Raw genomic sequence first — 14,914 nt, 5'->3', positions numbered from 1 at the left:
CACACCGGATCAGCAATGTCTCGCCTAAACGAACTACGGCTTATTTCGCGAGTTGCCCAGATGTACCACATCGAGGGGCGGCGACAGGCGGACATCGCACAGCATCTCCGCCTCTCACAAGCCACAGTATCGCGTATGCTGAAACGGGCAGAAGCGGAAGATATTGTAAGAACGACCGTCATTCCGCCGGTTGGGACCTACAGCGATCTCGAACAAGCTTTGCGAGAGAAATACCAGCTACCTGAAGCGGTTGTAGTAGAGTGTTCGGAAGACCGGGACGGCGCTATCATGGCACGTATCGGTGAAGCCGCAGCTCATCTTCTTGAAGTGACGCTTACCCCAGGCGAAATCATTGGGGTTTCGAGTTGGAGCCAGACCATCTTTAAAATGGTTGAAAACATACATCCGCAAAAGAGTGCGAACGCCAAATATGTCGTCCAAACCCTCGGTGGCATGGGTGATCCCTCGGTACAAACGCACGCAACTCAGTTGACTACGCGTCTAGCTCGTTTGACCGGCGCCGAACCAAAGCTGCTGCCAGTACAAGGCGTGACGTCGTCGCGAGAGGCAAAGTTGCTGATGCAAACTGATCCGTTCGTCAGAGAAACAATCGACCTATTTGGCGCGATAACGTTGGCGATTGTGGGCATCGGCGCCGTCGAGCCGTCAGAGCTTCTCGCGCGATCCGGCAACATCTTTTCATCGCGCGAACTGGCCGATCTAGCTGAAGCCGGGGCAGTCGGTGATATATCACTTAGGTTTTTTGACAAAGAAGGAAGGGGCGTGAAAACGCCTTTGGATGAGCGGGTAATTGGATTGCCGCTCGAGGATCTGAACCGAGTGGATCGAGTTATCGCCTTAGCAGGCGGATCGAAGAAGACAGCTGCAATATCTGGTGCCCTACGAATTGGTGTCATCGACACTTTGATCACCGACAAGTTTACCGCGCAGCGCCTAGTTGCTGGGTGACAGTCGGGGCGAGTGCGCCGGATTTCCGATCCGCTGGGCGGCAATTTCTGAATGCTATTGCAAGAACCCCTGTTCGGTGAGCAGTCGGCCTGCTTCTTCGCGCTTCTAACTATGCGCACCACGGCGCCATTCTTCTGCTCGACAAAGGCCTGGTCGTTCTTGCGGTAGGGGCGGCAACGCGTGAAGACGATGTTGGCGGCGTCACAATAGGCCTTCAGCGTCTCGTTCATGAAGACGGTGTCGTTGTCCGTATCCAAGCCGAGAAGCGCGAAGGGCAGTTGCTTGCGCAATTCTGTGAGCACACTGCTCAACAGTGTCTGTTCGCGAACCAGCAGCGGCGCACATTCCGTCCAGCCAGTCGCGATGTCGGTGAGAACAAGGGTTTGGATGAAGCTGCCGCGGGCCGAAGCGCCGCAATGGGCGACGAGATCCGCCTCAACGAAGCCTGGCGCCGGGTTGTTCCAATCCGCCGAGGTTCTAATGGGAATGCTCCGTCGCAGGGCATGTGCCGCGGGCTGCCGTCGAGGACGTCCCAAACCCTCTCTGATCGGTGCCAGCGTCCTGTCGATCGTGGCCGCGCTCATCGCCAGCAATTTGCCGCGGATCTCAGGCGCGAGGTCAAAATGACCGTGCCGTTCCATCGCCTCGACAAGGACGGGCAGCAACGCCTTCAGCCGCTTCCCGCAGAGCCGATCAGACGCCTCCCACAGCAATATGAGCGCGTTGCGTTCCGCTTCATCATAAACCCGCGGCCGCGCTCGCCGGCCTGTAGGTTTTCTCTCGTGATGCCGCAGCAGCCGCATCGCGTGCTTGCGGTGGAAACCCGTGATGACGACAAACTCATCCAGAATTCTCGCCTTTTCCGCTCGCGTCGAAGCACGGTAACGCTCCGAAACCGCCGCCGTCAGTTCTTTCCTTGTCGCCATGCTCAACTGCCCCATAGTCGCCCCTGTTCATCCACTCGGTAGGGAGCAAATTATGTGAGGCAACGGTTGAATATTCGGGAACAGTTTCGACGAGGCAATGCGGGTGGACGAGACGATCGACGGCGGCGAGTGTCATGGCGGGATCGGGGAAAACCCTGTTCCATTCGCCAAAGGGCTGGTTGGCGGTGATCATGATCGATCGCCGCTCGTAGCGCGCTGAGATGAGCTCGAAGAGCACGCTCGTTTCCGCCTGGTCCTTGGTCACATAGGCGAGATCGTCGAGGATGAGCAGATCGAACTTGTCGAGCTTGGCGATGGCGGATTCGAGCTGGAGTTCAAGCGAGGCCTTATAGGACCTCGCGCACTTCAAGCTAGGTTGGTTACGCCCGGCGCTATTTCGCTCGTCGGCGTTGGCTGTAGTAATTACAGCGGTTCCCTTCCTGCAAGGCGCCAAAAATTTGCCAGAGGCTTTGTTTCTTATCACCATGGCGGTCTCAAATGCCAAAGTCCCCTTTTGCGCTTGCTTTTTGGGTAACCTTTCTAGCACTGGCAAACTGGACGAATGTGTTTGCGGCAAGTCTCATCTTTTCGATGGGGGTGGCCGCTGGTCATATCGTAGGCTTCCAATGTGGGAGCCTAGCCAACGAATCGTAGGTGCCGAGACAACGGCTTTCGACAGAGTACCATTAGGACCGTCAAGGCAACCAATCAGCTTCCGAAGATCCCCGGGGGACTTCGGCGAGCGGGACGTGGCGGCAAAGCCGCGATTCGTTATGTGAGCTTTATCTTTTGATTGCCGGTCGTTCCGCTTCGCGGCCGATAGCCGCCATTCGACTTTCGTTGTGCCATCAAGGTGACCTTCCAAGTCTGACAAAAGGAACAACAAGTGTCACCGTTTGTTTTAGCGTTTCCAGCACGCCTTGGTGGCTGGAGAGAACCATCGCCGCACAATGCAAGGAGACGACGTGATGGGCGCGGACATACACGAAGAAATAAGATGGCGTGCTTTCGAGATCTGGGAGAACGAGGGTTGCCCCGTGGGCGCCGATGTAAAACATTGGCTCCAGGCAGAAGACGAGTTGCTCGGGGACGACGAGCACGAAACGATGCAGGAACTAATCGATGAAGACGACCGAGATGACGATGCGGTCGAACGTGGGGTGAAAACAAGTGCCGAAACTTTGGTTCCGGAGGTGGAAATCACTACCGGAGAGAAGCAATCTGATAGTCAGATTTCGAAAACCGAGGGGCCATGAAACGAGACCGTCCGCCAATTAATAGGCCCTCCTCGTTGCACTCTACGGCAACTCCGTCACTTGCTGCGGAAGCGTTTGACCCGATTATGCGTGCCGCAACTTGCGTCGGAGCACCATATTCGTCTTCCACCTTTGGAATGATCTAGGAAAAGCCAGCCACAATTATCGCCCTTGCATTCCTTGACCGGCCTGCGTTCTTTTCTGGCGGTCAGCAGCTCGTCGGTGGCTAGGACGAACAGGAAGAAGAGATCTGGGAGTTCGCGCAATGGCAGCTTCCAGCCCAACGCACCGTTCGCCAGTTCGAGCCGCTGTCCCGCCCGAGCTGCAAGGACTTCATTTTCTACCGTCGCAACATGATCAAGCCCCAAGTGGCCCGACCGATCCTCTTCCAAAAACAGGTTGTATGATGCCTCTCGAAACGCGATCGCCCGCTCAAGCAGTAATGCCGCTTCCTCGGGCTCTTCCTTCGCCTTCTCTCTCAGGTAGGTGGCGTCGCCTGGAGTTAAAAGAGCAACCCGACCAGCTAAGATGACGAGGTCATCGTAGGAAAGCAGGAGATCGGGTCCGATGCGCCCTCGCCTGCTATCTACTGTATTTACAAAGTCGAGCGCTGGATGGCCGCCACTCAACCGCATGTCGTGGACCGACTTCGCCATATTTGTTTCCTTGGAACCGCCGCCACTTCCAATCGTTGTAACGAAATATACCGGTTTTACACGTTACGGGAAAGAGGCGGGATATGCCCTCGATCAACACGACAAAGTTCCTCGTTTTGTGTCTCGTGTGGGGCCTAACTTGGATTGGCGTCAAGGCGGGAATTCAGTCGGTTCCCCCGATCATTTTCGCCGCCACCCGGTTCATCGCCGCCGGGCTTATTCTTCTCGCCTATGGTTGGACCAGCGGCTCCGTCCACGGAATTTCCACCAAGGATATCAGCCGTCTTCTATGCGCAAGCCTCTTGATGATTACTTTTTGCTATGGTCCCCTTTTTTGGGGCATGCAATTCATTGCGTCGGGGACTGCGGCCGTGCTGGAAATGTCGCTAACACCCCTAGCACTCCTTGCCTTTGGCTTTTTGCTCGGCCAGGAAGTCTGGAACTGGCGCCGGGTTGTGGCCATGGCCGTAGGCACTCTCGGATTGGTCCTTCTCTTTGAACACACTGCCACCCGCCCAGAGGTAAACTCGATGACGGGCGCGGTAGCGGTTAGTGTAGCGGCGCTCTCCTCCGCACTAGGCTCAGTTATAGCTCGCCCGCTAATCGCACGATATGGCAGCGTGCTCATTTCGGGGTCAACGACCTTTCTGGGCGGTGCCATGCTACTATTGTTCGGTTTGGCAAGTGGGGACAGCCCGCGTACTCTGGTGGCGTTCCTTTGGCCATGGTCTGCCATAGGCGGCTGGTTGTTCCTGATCTTTTTCGGATCTGTGGCTGGCTACAGCCTTTACTTACAGCTCCTTCGCGACATCGGACCGGCTCGCGCTGGCAGCTTCGCCTTTGTGTCGCCGGTCATCGCCGTGATCGTTGGAGTTATTGTCGCTGGCGAAACCGTTGCCGTGATAAATATCGTAGGCATGGTTCTCCTCCTCTTCGCGGCCGGTGTGTGTCTTTACGCTGGTAAAACAGAGGAAAAGGGGGTCGGTCAACCCGAGGCCGATCTCACACCTTTGATAGGAAAAAGCTGCCTCGCAAGTCAATCGGCCGGTATTCGAGGGAGGCGCTGACGGCAAGTCGGTTCCCCCTTGCCACGGGTTGGTTCCCTCACGGCCGCCGACGGGTTTGTTGCCAGGATTCGACATTAGGGTAAGGTAGCCATCAGGCCCCATATCGGCTGAGACCGCTTGGGAGACTATACATGCTCTTGCCTGACGAGAGCGCCTTTCATGTCTCTTCTCAATTTCGTTGCACTGGATTTGGACGATCACGATCTTGAGATGGTGATCGATATCGTCCGTCATTGGTGCAATGATCACGGCGACGCTACGCTCATAATGGCAGGCATCTTCTTTGCGTACGAGCGGACAGACTAAGCTCCGCTTCCGAAGAACGAGAGCTTGAAAACAATGCGACGACTTGAGGCGAGTCGATCAACCTCGGGAGGAGATGAGGTCTAGCATCGGGAAGCTGACCTCGACGGGTGTCGATGGTTCCCGGGGGTATCGGAAGTCAGCTCGCACGACAACTGTCGCAGAAATCGCATCCATTGTCGCTCATTCAGTGGATAACCACTCGAAGGCTCTTCCGAGCGTAGTCAACCTCCCGCGATTATTTCAACGGTCGGTTCCGCCGTGGCGGTCCGGAAGGAGAGGTAGAGGGTCGCAGCGGGCCCTTCCCCATCGTCGAAGATCGAAGTTGCTATAACCGGCGAGGTGCAGCCGCATACCGGTGGCAAGTGCTTGCTGGCGGGCATCGTCGTCGGTTTCGGCAAAGATGTTGACATTGAGGATGCTCTCAGCGGGCAAGCCGGATGCAAGGAGTGTGTAACGGGTCATGTGGCGGATTCTCCGTTAGGTTTTCTTCCTGTTGGCGGGCACTCTGAATTTGGGCGCTTTCGGCTGGTCGGGACTTGGCCTTATCGCGCTTGCTCACAAGCAGGTCATGGCGGAGCTTGGACACACCGGATTGAGCTTGCTCCACTCTCACCATGCCATGAGGTCGGGTAGTTCTGGCGCATTGTAGATTGTTCGCGCTCTTGCCGTTAACCGGAGGGCACGTTCTTGCTACACACCTTAGCCTCACTCGAGCGACAAGTTCATGGCTGGAAGTGGTTGGATGTCGTTTGCGCCTAGGGAACATTTTGCACCGTCCTTAGTTTCTCGGATGCAGCGGTTCGCGTAATAACGCTGTGGACCCTTAAAGCATCCGCCCAAATGCTGGTCCGTCTAAAGGCCCGGCGGGAGCACTCCCCGCCGGGCCTTTGCTTGTTTGTTCGCCTCTGCCGCAAACTTCGCAGCATATTCGGTGGTAGTTGGAACTTTATTCCCCTTCGCCTGTTCTCGTAATGCGGCGTTCCAAACACGTCGTAGGACCCAGCATTGATCCTTTGTAAGGTCCGCAACAGGCCCGGCGCCCGCAACCAAGCACGCCGGGTTTGCTTTTCTTCCCTCACCTTTGGAACTTTCGACCGGCGCGCCGGTTAGCGGTTTGCAATGGGATTTGACAGGTTCATTGCGCGCTGGCGTCCAGTCCCTCTAGTGCCAGCGGAAAAGGCTCGTCGCTCCCAGCGTCGGGCCTTTTCAGTCTTTGGAACTTCCCCTCGCGCTGGCGGTTCATTTAGATGCAGTGCAACGTACCGCGAACGGATTCGCAAGCCCTCGCGGATCCGCCCGACGTAGACGCCCGTCCCGTGGGGCTTTTGCATTCGATCCCCAAAATAGTTCACTTCCGACTCCGTCGATCGCCGCCTAAAAGGGATTCGCTGCGGTCAGCAATGAACAAAGGAAATCGGGATGTTCGAGCCATGGGTGGGATCCGATTATGCGGATCGGGGGAATATTATAGGCGGCGCACGTCTGCTTGTACTGGGTGAAGCACACTATGATGCCAATTCGGAAATTGGGGATGGAAGACCTGAACTCACCAGAGATGGTCCAAAGCTATATCCACGGTAGGCTAGGATCAAATGCGACATTCTTTCGGCGCATTGAGAGGCTGGTGACGGGGCGATTCGATCGCGGGCTTAGTCCGGCTGAATTGGCAGCATTTTGGAACTCGGTGGTCTTCTACAACTACATCCCAGTAATCGCCGGCAACAAACCTGGCGATCGCCCTCCAGAGCATCTCTGGGAAGGCAGGACCCCGCATCTGTTCTTTGGCTTGGTGAAGCGGAGAGAGGCCGAGATCATCCTCGTATGTGGGCGCGAACTCTGGCGGAAGAAGGCTCATCAAAAGGCAAAAAAGGCTGCCTATCGCGTCGGCGCCAGGCCCTTCGAGGCCCACGAGATAAACTGGTCACCGGAGTGGGGTGCAGTTGCAACCCACATTCTCCATCCGTCAGGATCGCGCGGCTGGGGCTACGAGGAGAACGTTCCGCCTGTGGACTACCTCTTTGCAGAGATGAACAGACGGCGCTTGGCAAAAGGCATCGATCCCGTGGCGACGTGGCGGTTGGCCTAACTTCTTACCGCAAGGATGGTGCAACTAATCTCGGAGCGGTGCGTTTCCTCACGTGCCAATCCGAGGAACCACAATGAAAATCATCATAACTGTAGCCGCCATAGCGATGGCCTTGTCCAGCGGCGTTGCCTTCGCCCAGCAGCCTAGGGATACACCGTCTCCGCCCCCTAACGCCACGACTGCGGCTCCCGAAACGACAGCGCCTCCGCAGCAAGCAGCACCTTCTTCAAGTGAGGACCGCCAACGTTCTGATTGGCATAGAGGACGAGGCGATCGGCCACGGTCGCCACGGGCCGCCCGTTTTTACGTTCAGGATGGAGACGTCAAAATTCGCATTCAGTGTGCCGATGACGAACCAACAAAGGTTTGCGCCGACCTCTTATTGCAAATGCTGGACAGATTGGAAGGATCGTCATCGTACGAGCGCGACCGTGCTCGCGACAGAGACCGCGATAGCGACGACTAACGAAATTGCTGACAAAAAGACCCGCCAGCATTGGCGCTGACGGGCCAGTTTCCTCTGTGGTGCGCCCAGGTTGGGGCGATGCCGCTGGTGGCGGCTAATAAAAAGGCACGCCATCACGGCGGCCGGCGCGCATGAACGCGCCTAAGGCTTCTTGCGTGGCGTGATGAGGTCCCAAAGTAGCTCACCGAGCCGGTATGACTTGAACATCAGCCAATCCATCGTCGAGCCGCGTAATCCGGGCGGTTCCACCCTTTCTTGCGCCCTACCCGCAGATGCTCGAGCGTTGCAGCATCTGCCGGTTACGATCTGCTGCCGTGCAGCAAAGAACCATCGGCCCCTCGCAGTAGCAGCAAAGACCGTTCTGGTTTTGGAAGATTTCGACCACGTATTGCCGCTTCACTTTCGACTTCACGGCGGTGCTCCGCGGCGAGTGAGTGGGTTTGAGCGCCGAACCGAGCACGTCCTTACGGGGCGGTCGTGGCATTAAGGAGGAGGATCTGATAAAGCTCGCGACCCATTGCCGAGCGCGAGCGGGAAATGACAGTGGCGAATTCGCGATGCAACTGGACTAGTTGGCCGACCCGAGATCGGGCTCGAGAAAGCAAAGCGTATCGATTTTAGGCTCTGCCATTTTTTTTGGAGGCCCGCGGCTCAAATTCGCGGGGGAAACCACGACGCTTTCGCCAACCCTTAGCTGGGTTCGCGCCTGAAGCAACGAACTGGCGCGGTCGCTCGAACCGACGCATGCAGTCGATCGACAGTCGCTGTTGGCGACGCCGCACCTCATCAATGAACTCGACCTGTGCGCAAGCAGAACCCGACAATCAAAATGAGTTGATAGGTTCATGGGGCTGCTGCAATGTGCCAGAAAGGGCTGAAAAGCGCCGCGATACAACGTAATGGAGTCCGATTTGCAAGAAGATCCGGTGATTGTCTATTCGCCCCTCTGCACAAAGTTTGAGAAAGATGGACGAGTAGTCGAGGTGACCATCTTCAGGCTGGAAGCCGAAGCCTCCTGGCACCTGGAGGTCATCAACGAGAATAACACTTCGACAGTGTGGGAGAGTTCTTTCGCGTCAGATGGCGAGGCTTATGCCGAATTTCTCTCGACGGTCGCAGACGAGGGTATGGGAGCATTCGAAGATGTGCCCATAGTGCTTCACTAATTCATTACAGGAGGCCTGAACGGCTCCGATGCTGTGCGCAATGCGTAGTCGCGTGTCGCCTCGGTAAGCCGGAGAGAGCTATCTCCTCATGCGTGTTGGAGTGTGTTGCCAGCATTGGTGGTCAGCGCAATCCTCGACTTTCGAGCCACGACAAAAAGGAACTACAGCGACGCTTCAAGGCCGGTTTTACCACCGGTCGGAAAAACAAGCTTCGTCGCTTCGCATTCATGGCGGGCAAAATGAGGGTAACCGTTTGGGTTGGTGCCAATGGGACGGCAAGGCGATGGCGTCGCAGGAGGCAGACAGGAGCGCGGTAGCGATCGGTGTTTCCCCACCGCGAACCGGTTGGACTTTGCGTGGTCGGCAGTGACCGGCCATGAGCATTTACGGGCGAAGCAGCGCGGCGGCGGCCTCGGCCCATCGACCGTGTCCCCGGCGAGTGAGCGGTTGAGGAGCCGATACTGATTTGACCGGTTAACGAAAGAGGACCGAGTTGACGAAGACCGAAATCATGCCGCCTCCCGACGACCCATCTGATCGTTGTCTCCGCTGCCAGGAAGCTCTTGAAGAATACTTTTTGCAGTTGGTGCGATCGGCCGTGCCTTCTCGTTGGAGCAAGGAAGAGGTGGCGGTCGCGCTGGCAGAGCTAGCCGATCACAACGTGCTTTCTATCCTAGCGTACCAGCAAATCGAGAACGATCTCCAGATTTTGAAGTCTCGCAAGTCAAGTTACGGAGGCGGTCATACTTTTGGGTGAAGCTAGGCTGATTGCTGCTCCGTAAATCGCTCTCTATAGGTAATATAGCCAGTCCTTGCTCTGGCTGGAGCCACGGCGTGTGTTGTCTCCCCAGGCAATCCGCGCCGTGGTTTCAATCTAATCCCCCACGCGGCTTGCGCCTAATCGAGCCACAAGTTGCCTTCCAGATCAGCTTTCCATTGTCGTGGGCAGGTTTTATCCGGCCGGAAAAAAGGCGGGGATAGCGAGCCTAGACCGAAGCTGCGACGGGGTTAGGACCAATGTCAACTCATTAAGGGTGGCCGCGATACCCAGGGCTCGTGGCATTCTCACCGGTGAAACGGAATGGTTCAATACGGTCGGGCCGGGCGCATGTCTTTCGTGGATGAGCCTGCATGATTTGGCAGAGCCAAGCGTCCGCGCGGGTTCGGCCACGGATCGAGTAGTATCATGACGCGCGCGCCATTAACCGACAGCCATACACTCTACGCCCAAGATGTTGTGGATGCGACGTCTCTCTTACCGGGAGAACATTGCCTCGAGTCCGGGCAGCATTCAATATAAGACAACACTAATGTTGCGTGATTGGAGAATGCCTTTGGCAAATAGTCGAACCCGCAAAAACGTTAGAAGTGCCACCGCCTTGGAGCGCGCGGTTGTCTCGGTCTGCGCAGAGAGTGTGATCGAGGACCTTCGAAACACGCTCAATAGGGCATCCTCCGTCATAAGAAGGTTTAAGGAAGACGGAGACTCGGAGGCGATTGCCGCCGCCATGGATTCGATCAGATACGTGCTCCCCTCGACCGCGGTACAGCTGAGGAACGTCAAGCGAATGGTTGGCTTCGGACCGGGGTCCACAATAGCTCGTCGACGCGGCAAGCGCAGCCATGAAGGGCTTAGGTCGGCGAAGGCGTGAGCGGGTCGCCGCTTGCGGGAATCTCACCTTCCGCGAAAGCAATCGGCACCGGCCGAATTACCAGCCCGTACGTGGATCGTCGCTCGCGGGCCACTCCCTATGCTCCGGGAGGATCAAGCCAAGACTTAGTTTAGATTGGCGCAATATGGGGGAGTGTTAGCGTCCGGCCCAAATCGTGATTGCTTCAATTACCGGGACGCTGAGACGGAGGAGCAAACCACAGAAAACAGTGAAGTTGTGTATTTTAGGAATAGCTTAAACTGCCGCCTGTGCTAGCATTTGACAACACGACAGCGATGGAGGGAGCGCATGTCGGCATACTCGACGTTTGTTTGCACAGTAGCGGTAACTTGTTCGGTTGCGCAGGTCGCGATTAGCCAGCCTCCCGCGCGAGCGCTTGACCAAATCGAGTTGGCCCATATTGAGCGCAAGGATCAAAAGCATGCCACTGAGGAACGAGAGGCAGAGATAAACGAGATGGCCAGGGTAGCGCTTTTGAAAGCGCGGCACCTCTCAATCCAGGCAGTAACCCCGTAATCTGGAACTCCACTTGCGACGGGCGCGAACATACGCACCTGGCATTAGCGGGTGGTTATTCACGTAGCAAGGCGGCGGCGGAACCGTTCGCCCTCAACTTCAATACACCGGAATTCCCGGTCGTCGTTCTTCGGCCCAGGTTCGCCTGGGGTCGACGACGATACCAATGCCGGGTTGGGTCTCGACTGACCTCAGCAATGGTACCGATAACGGCGCTGCTTTGACTGCTTAGGCCCAGCGTCAACTGTCGTTCACGGCGGATTGCCAAGTGTGCGAGGAGATCAAGATCGGATTCCAGGATTCGTTCCGGCAGGCCGAGCAGGCGAGGTAAGTCCACGCATCAAACACATCGAGTTCAAAAGCAAAGGAGCTACAGCTATGAACTCAGCCCTAAAGGCGCTGTTTGTGTCAGCCACTGTCAGCCTGATTGGCCCTTGGCGGTTGCCGCCGACAACGGCGTAACCGTCACGCCGCTCATGAACAAGGTCCTTTCGGATTACCCCGGCAAGGAAGGACTGATGATCTTGGTGGAGTATGGGCCGGGCGGCGCGGATCTTATTCACAAGCATGATGCACATGCTTTCATCTACGTCCTGGAGGGCACGATCGTGATGCAGCTCAAGGGAAAAAAGGAAGTCGCTTTGTCGCCGGGTGATACCTTCTATGAAGGCCCTTCGGACATTCACCTGGTCGGTCGCAATGCAAGCACGTCTGAACCGGCGAAGTTCATCGTCCTGTTGCTCAAGGACAAGGACGCTCCTCAAATCGGTGGAGAATTGATCGGCACGTGTCGGCTAAAATGGCCGCAAACGCCCGGAGCGGTTACGCGCTATGTCCGAAAACGACCATAGTACAACTTCCATCTTTCGATTTCTTGCTCATTGTACCACACCATCTTTTCTACGGCCGCTGCAAACAGCGCAGCGGCTCAGCGGCAAAAATGGCGTCGACGCGGCAACATCGAAGAGAGTGACGCGGCAAGGAGCCATTCCCCAATTGACCGAATGCGTGGTACGGACGACTACATCCTGAGAACACTGTGAGCTAGGGCAAAGCGCCCTCTGCCTTGAGAACCTCGTAGATCCCAAACAGCGCATTCTGGATATCGCCGTCATATTCGACCCAAAGCGGCTCGCGCGTTGGTTGCCCCGGCTCCAAAAAGAAGCCGCACGCAATCCCATGGGCAGCATCCGCAGCGATCTCGATACCCCCACAGGGCGCGGCCGACGGGATTTCAAAGACAGCAGAATAGTACAAGGTGAACTGCCGCTCCGGTCGTGAGACGACCTCTTGTATAAGCCGCGGATGCGTCTCTGCTATTTCTATTTCCTCGGGAGGTGTGGCATAGGCACCGGAAAGGTCGTCTTCATCGAGTCCGTTCTCAATCACACGCGAAAGCATAACCGCTCTCCGTCTTCAGAGCATAAACAGCTAGGAATTCCGTTTGGAGGTTCTTAGTATGTTCTCATTTTTCAGATTGTCAACGGATGCTTTCGTCGAGGAGAATTTCGAACTGGAACGGCCGTCTGCGCTTCTAGGAAGCCTAACGGTGGGACATGGATATTTGGCTAAGGGTCCGGTCGGGCAAGAGGAGAACAGCAGCTATCTGCAGCGTGGAACGAGGCGAATGCGCTAAAGTGGCGCCGGCGCAAAGCTACAGGCGGGCGAGGACCAATGAGCGCGGACGGGGTGAATACGATGGTTTCCGCGATTCCCTGTCCCGCCTATTTACATCTGAATTCAGGGCCTGCGTGTAGTCACCCCGTCAAAGCTAACCCGCCGATATTAACTCAGGACGTGACTCTACCTCACATATATGCGATAACGCTAATATGCTCAATCAGGGGGGGAGTAGAGATGCGGAAAGTGCTGGTAGCGGCGCTTTGCCTAGTGGCGCCATTCTTGGTATCCCATCAACGTGCTAGTGCGACTGAATGCAAAGCAGAGGTCGCGCCGGATCTTTTAAATCCTAAAATCGAGAGTAAGAACCGGGACCTCGCAAAAGGAATTGTGTGTTTCGCGTTACCTATCAACATTGAAGTTTCAGTGACCCCAACTCCCGACGATATCAAGGCAGCCCGAAACATCGTAATCCTCGCAGGCAAAATCATCGGGAACGGGTCCCCTATTGCGTCTACCGGAGCGAAAATTATAAGCCCAGGCGCGCCGAAGGCCGCCGCTATTTCGGCTTGGCCTTCCGGCGGAAGCGGAGGGGCGTCCCTCCAAAAGAAGAAGCTGACCGCCGAACAAATACACTCGATCGCCTCCGCGCTTGAATGCCGATCACTTGCGCTGATTGGCGATCCACCTCCTAGATGCGGTTCTATTGGCTGGGATAAGGCCGCGGTGATAGAGATGGCGGGCAAGATCATTGGCAATGGCTAAGTGAAAAGGGGGATCGGAGTTGGCGGTCCCATCAGCCCCGCTGCCTTGCAAGACCGAGGGGCGGCCTTTCAGGTCGCTGCACGTCCACTTCAGCAATGAAGCAAAGGACGTGGAGTCGTGAACTCAAAGAACCGCATGAAAAAGCTCAGATGTCAGGCAACCGAGAGCCAGGGCGGGCGACGCTACTACTGCCGCTCCGCCTTGTGGGAACGCGACCCCGAAGCGTTCATAGCAGAGTTTGGATTGTCGAAACGGGCTGTCTCGTCCTTTCGGTGTACTGCAGAGCACCTACAGGCCGGTGTGACGGAGGGGGAGATAGCAAGAAGAACGTCTTCGCGGCCTGCCAGTTCTGCAATGGGAACCGCCACCCGACGAAGCGGCGGAAGTACGCCGCATCCTACGCGAATTTTGTTCGATTGCGGGTAGAACAAGGTCGATGGCGTTGGACTACGCTGCAGGGTAGCCCAGCGGGCTGAATCATAGCGAAAGGCGACACGTCTCCGACACGATGGACATTCACCGGTAGCGAATGGCCGGAGCGGAAAACTCGCGGCCCAAGATCTTGGCAACTGGCGGCATACAATTGGCTGGATAGCGCAAGCGATGAATTCAGTCGCCAACTATTTGCAAGACGTAGCAGCTTGAACGCCGAAACCGGGAATACAAAACGAGTCTTAAAAGCTCGGCGAAGCCGCAAAGTCGGCGATCAGTTTCACCGACAGCAATAGTAGCGTTATCTCCACAAACCGGAAGAAGGCCCCGTCAGGGATGACCTGCGTAAGTCTCTTGCCGACAAACGTTCCGATGAACGCCGCAGGTGCCAGCCAGAGGACCAAACGGGTGTCGAAGTTTGAGAACTGTTGCAGTTCCCAGTAAGGTACGATCTTTGCCGCATTTATGATTGCGAACAGGATCGTCGATGTCCCGGCGAACTTCATTTTCTCAAGCCGTTGCGGGAGAACGTACATCTGAAAGGGTGGCGCCCCCGAATGCGAAACAAAGCTCGTCAAACCGGTTACCGCACCCCAGAATGCCCCCGAGGGAACGTCGGCGTCCCTCGCCTGCTTCCGATACCGCTTCCCAAGCCAAGCGTTGAGGCAGAACAGAATTCCCACTAGACCAACCAGCATCCCGATGAAGACGCTTGAGAGATAGGCACTAAACATCCAGCCTATCAGCACGCCGACTAGCGCTGAGGGTACGAGGATCGCCAAGTTTCGCGCAGAGTAAGTATGTCGGTACAGGTAAAGTCCGACCATGTCGCTTGCCACGAAGATGGGCAGCAACAATGCGGCGGCTGTGACGGGAGAAATGACCAAGGCCAAGAGTGGAACTGACAGTGTCCCGACGGACGGTAACCCGCCCTTTGAAAGGCCGACCATAAATGCCGACAAGGCAGCAATAGCAATTATAAGGGGTGTGTGCTCGATCATAGATACTTG

At 56.3% G+C, this 14,914-nt stretch carries 13 protein-coding genes and 3 pseudogenes; 9 read left to right on the top strand and 7 right to left on the bottom strand.

Annotated features, from left to right (window positions below; translation table 11 throughout):
- Positions 1–15 precede the first annotated feature (15 nt).
- Positions 16–969 (top strand): sugar-binding transcriptional regulator, encoded by a 954-nt coding sequence (locus JNB88_RS07730; RefSeq protein ID WP_220354939.1) that lies wholly within the window; start codon positions 16–18, stop codon positions 967–969.
- A gap of 113 nt (positions 970–1,082) precedes the next feature.
- On the opposite strand, the pseudogene JNB88_RS07725 reads toward JNB88_RS07730, so the two are convergent.
- Together JNB88_RS07725 and JNB88_RS34545 are read right to left on the bottom strand one after the other, a co-directional pair.
- Positions 1,083–1,910, bottom strand: a pseudogene (locus tag JNB88_RS07725) (ISNCY family transposase); the annotation flags it as partial.
- Positions 1,911–1,980: 70 nt separating this feature from the next.
- Positions 1,981–2,241, bottom strand: a pseudogene (locus JNB88_RS34545) (ATP-binding protein); the annotation flags it as partial.
- 622 nt (positions 2,242–2,863) lie between these two features.
- Between JNB88_RS34545 and JNB88_RS07715 the strand changes: the two are divergent.
- The gene (locus tag JNB88_RS07715) at positions 2,864–3,151 is read left to right on the top strand and encodes a DUF2934 domain-containing protein (protein ID WP_220354938.1); all 288 of its coding nucleotides are present in this window, start codon (positions 2,864–2,866) and stop codon (positions 3,149–3,151) included.
- Positions 3,152–3,207: 56 nt separating this feature from the next.
- Here the strand turns inward: JNB88_RS07715 and JNB88_RS07710 are convergent, their stop codons facing one another.
- A complete protein-coding gene (locus tag JNB88_RS07710) occupies positions 3,208–3,807 on the bottom strand; it encodes a CGNR zinc finger domain-containing protein (RefSeq protein ID WP_220354937.1) in 600 nt (199 codons plus the stop codon).
- Positions 3,808–3,890: 83 nt separating this feature from the next.
- Here JNB88_RS07710 and JNB88_RS07705 point away from each other — a divergent pair, with 83 nt between their 5' ends.
- Both JNB88_RS07705 and JNB88_RS07700 read left to right on the top strand, forming a co-directional pair.
- Positions 3,891–4,874, top strand: coding sequence for a DMT family transporter (locus tag JNB88_RS07705; protein WP_220354936.1), 984 nt, complete (start codon positions 3,891–3,893; stop codon positions 4,872–4,874).
- 159 nt (positions 4,875–5,033) lie between these two features.
- Complete coding sequence (locus tag JNB88_RS07700) at positions 5,034–5,180, top strand: hypothetical protein (protein WP_220354935.1); 147 nt, start codon at positions 5,034–5,036, stop codon at positions 5,178–5,180.
- Positions 5,181–5,420: 240 nt separating this feature from the next.
- Here JNB88_RS07700 and JNB88_RS07695 read toward each other — a convergent pair whose 3' ends face one another.
- Positions 5,421–5,642: a hypothetical protein gene (locus JNB88_RS07695; protein WP_220354934.1), complete on the bottom strand. Its 222-nt coding sequence runs from the start codon at positions 5,640–5,642 to the stop codon at positions 5,421–5,423.
- Positions 5,643–6,804: 1,162 nt separating this feature from the next.
- On the opposite strand from JNB88_RS07695, the gene JNB88_RS07690 reads away from it, so the two are divergent.
- Positions 6,805–7,266: a hypothetical protein gene (locus tag JNB88_RS07690; protein ID WP_223217109.1), complete on the top strand. Its 462-nt coding sequence runs from the start codon at positions 6,805–6,807 to the stop codon at positions 7,264–7,266.
- A gap of 167 nt (positions 7,267–7,433) precedes the next feature.
- Here JNB88_RS07690 and JNB88_RS34120 read toward each other — a convergent pair whose 3' ends face one another.
- On the bottom strand, positions 7,434–7,556 hold the full coding sequence (locus tag JNB88_RS34120) for a hypothetical protein (RefSeq protein ID WP_262928065.1): 123 nt from the start codon (positions 7,554–7,556) through the stop codon (positions 7,434–7,436).
- 1,087 nt (positions 7,557–8,643) lie between these two features.
- Here JNB88_RS34120 and JNB88_RS07685 point away from each other — a divergent pair.
- The 3 genes and pseudogenes from JNB88_RS07685 to JNB88_RS07675 form a co-directional block, all read left to right on the top strand.
- Positions 8,644–8,898 (top strand): hypothetical protein, encoded by a 255-nt coding sequence (locus JNB88_RS07685; protein WP_220354933.1) that lies wholly within the window; start codon positions 8,644–8,646, stop codon positions 8,896–8,898.
- Between the two features lie 493 nt (positions 8,899–9,391).
- Positions 9,392–9,655, top strand: coding sequence for a hypothetical protein (locus tag JNB88_RS07680; protein ID WP_220354932.1), 264 nt, complete (start codon positions 9,392–9,394; stop codon positions 9,653–9,655).
- Between the two features lie 1,837 nt (positions 9,656–11,492).
- Positions 11,493–11,854, top strand: a pseudogene (locus JNB88_RS07675) (cupin domain-containing protein); the annotation flags it as partial.
- Positions 11,855–12,131: 277 nt separating this feature from the next.
- Here the strand turns inward: JNB88_RS07675 and JNB88_RS07670 are convergent.
- Positions 12,132–12,488, bottom strand: a complete 357-nt coding sequence (locus tag JNB88_RS07670) for a hypothetical protein (RefSeq protein ID WP_220354931.1) — start codon at positions 12,486–12,488, stop codon at positions 12,132–12,134.
- A 456-nt stretch (positions 12,489–12,944) separates the two neighbouring features.
- Between JNB88_RS07670 and JNB88_RS07665 the strand changes: the two genes are divergently transcribed.
- On the top strand, positions 12,945–13,472 hold the full coding sequence (locus tag JNB88_RS07665) for a hypothetical protein (RefSeq protein ID WP_220354930.1): 528 nt from the start codon (positions 12,945–12,947) through the stop codon (positions 13,470–13,472).
- Positions 13,473–14,146: 674 nt separating this feature from the next.
- On the opposite strand, the gene JNB88_RS07660 is transcribed toward JNB88_RS07665, so the two are convergent.
- The gene (locus JNB88_RS07660) at positions 14,147–14,905 is read right to left on the bottom strand and encodes a sulfite exporter TauE/SafE family protein (RefSeq protein ID WP_220354929.1); all 759 of its coding nucleotides are present in this window, start codon (positions 14,903–14,905) and stop codon (positions 14,147–14,149) included.
- Between the last annotated feature and the right edge of the window lie 9 nt (positions 14,906–14,914).

The sequence above is a fragment of the Rhizobium cauense genome (assembly GCF_019511525.1).
GTDB lineage: Bacteria > Pseudomonadota > Alphaproteobacteria > Rhizobiales > Rhizobiaceae > Rhizobium > Rhizobium cauense.
The sequence above is the reverse complement of the archived record's forward strand: the minus strand, read 5'-3'. Positions and strand labels throughout refer to the sequence as shown.

Bases quoted from the DNA above. Each gene is read 5' to 3' on its own strand.
- JNB88_RS07695 (WP_220354934.1), bottom strand. From the start codon at position 5,642: ATGACCCGTTACACACTCCTTGCATCCGGCTTGCCCGCTGAGAGCATC.
- JNB88_RS07670 (WP_220354931.1), bottom strand. From the start codon at position 12,488: ATGCTTTCGCGTGTGATTGAGAACGGACTCGATGAAGACGACCTTTCC.
- JNB88_RS07730 (WP_220354939.1), top strand. From the start codon at position 16: ATGTCTCGCCTAAACGAACTACGGCTTATTTCGCGAGTTGCCCAGATG.
- JNB88_RS07665 (WP_220354930.1), top strand. From the start codon at position 12,945: ATGCGGAAAGTGCTGGTAGCGGCGCTTTGCCTAGTGGCGCCATTCTTG.
- JNB88_RS07715 (WP_220354938.1), top strand. From the start codon at position 2,864: ATGGGCGCGGACATACACGAAGAAATAAGATGGCGTGCTTTCGAGATC.
- JNB88_RS07660 (WP_220354929.1), bottom strand. From the start codon at position 14,905: ATGATCGAGCACACACCCCTTATAATTGCTATTGCTGCCTTGTCGGCA.
- JNB88_RS07700 (WP_220354935.1), top strand. From the start codon at position 5,034: ATGTCTCTTCTCAATTTCGTTGCACTGGATTTGGACGATCACGATCTT.
- JNB88_RS07705 (WP_220354936.1), top strand. From the start codon at position 3,891: ATGCCCTCGATCAACACGACAAAGTTCCTCGTTTTGTGTCTCGTGTGG.
- JNB88_RS07710 (WP_220354937.1), bottom strand. From the start codon at position 3,807: ATGGCGAAGTCGGTCCACGACATGCGGTTGAGTGGCGGCCATCCAGCG.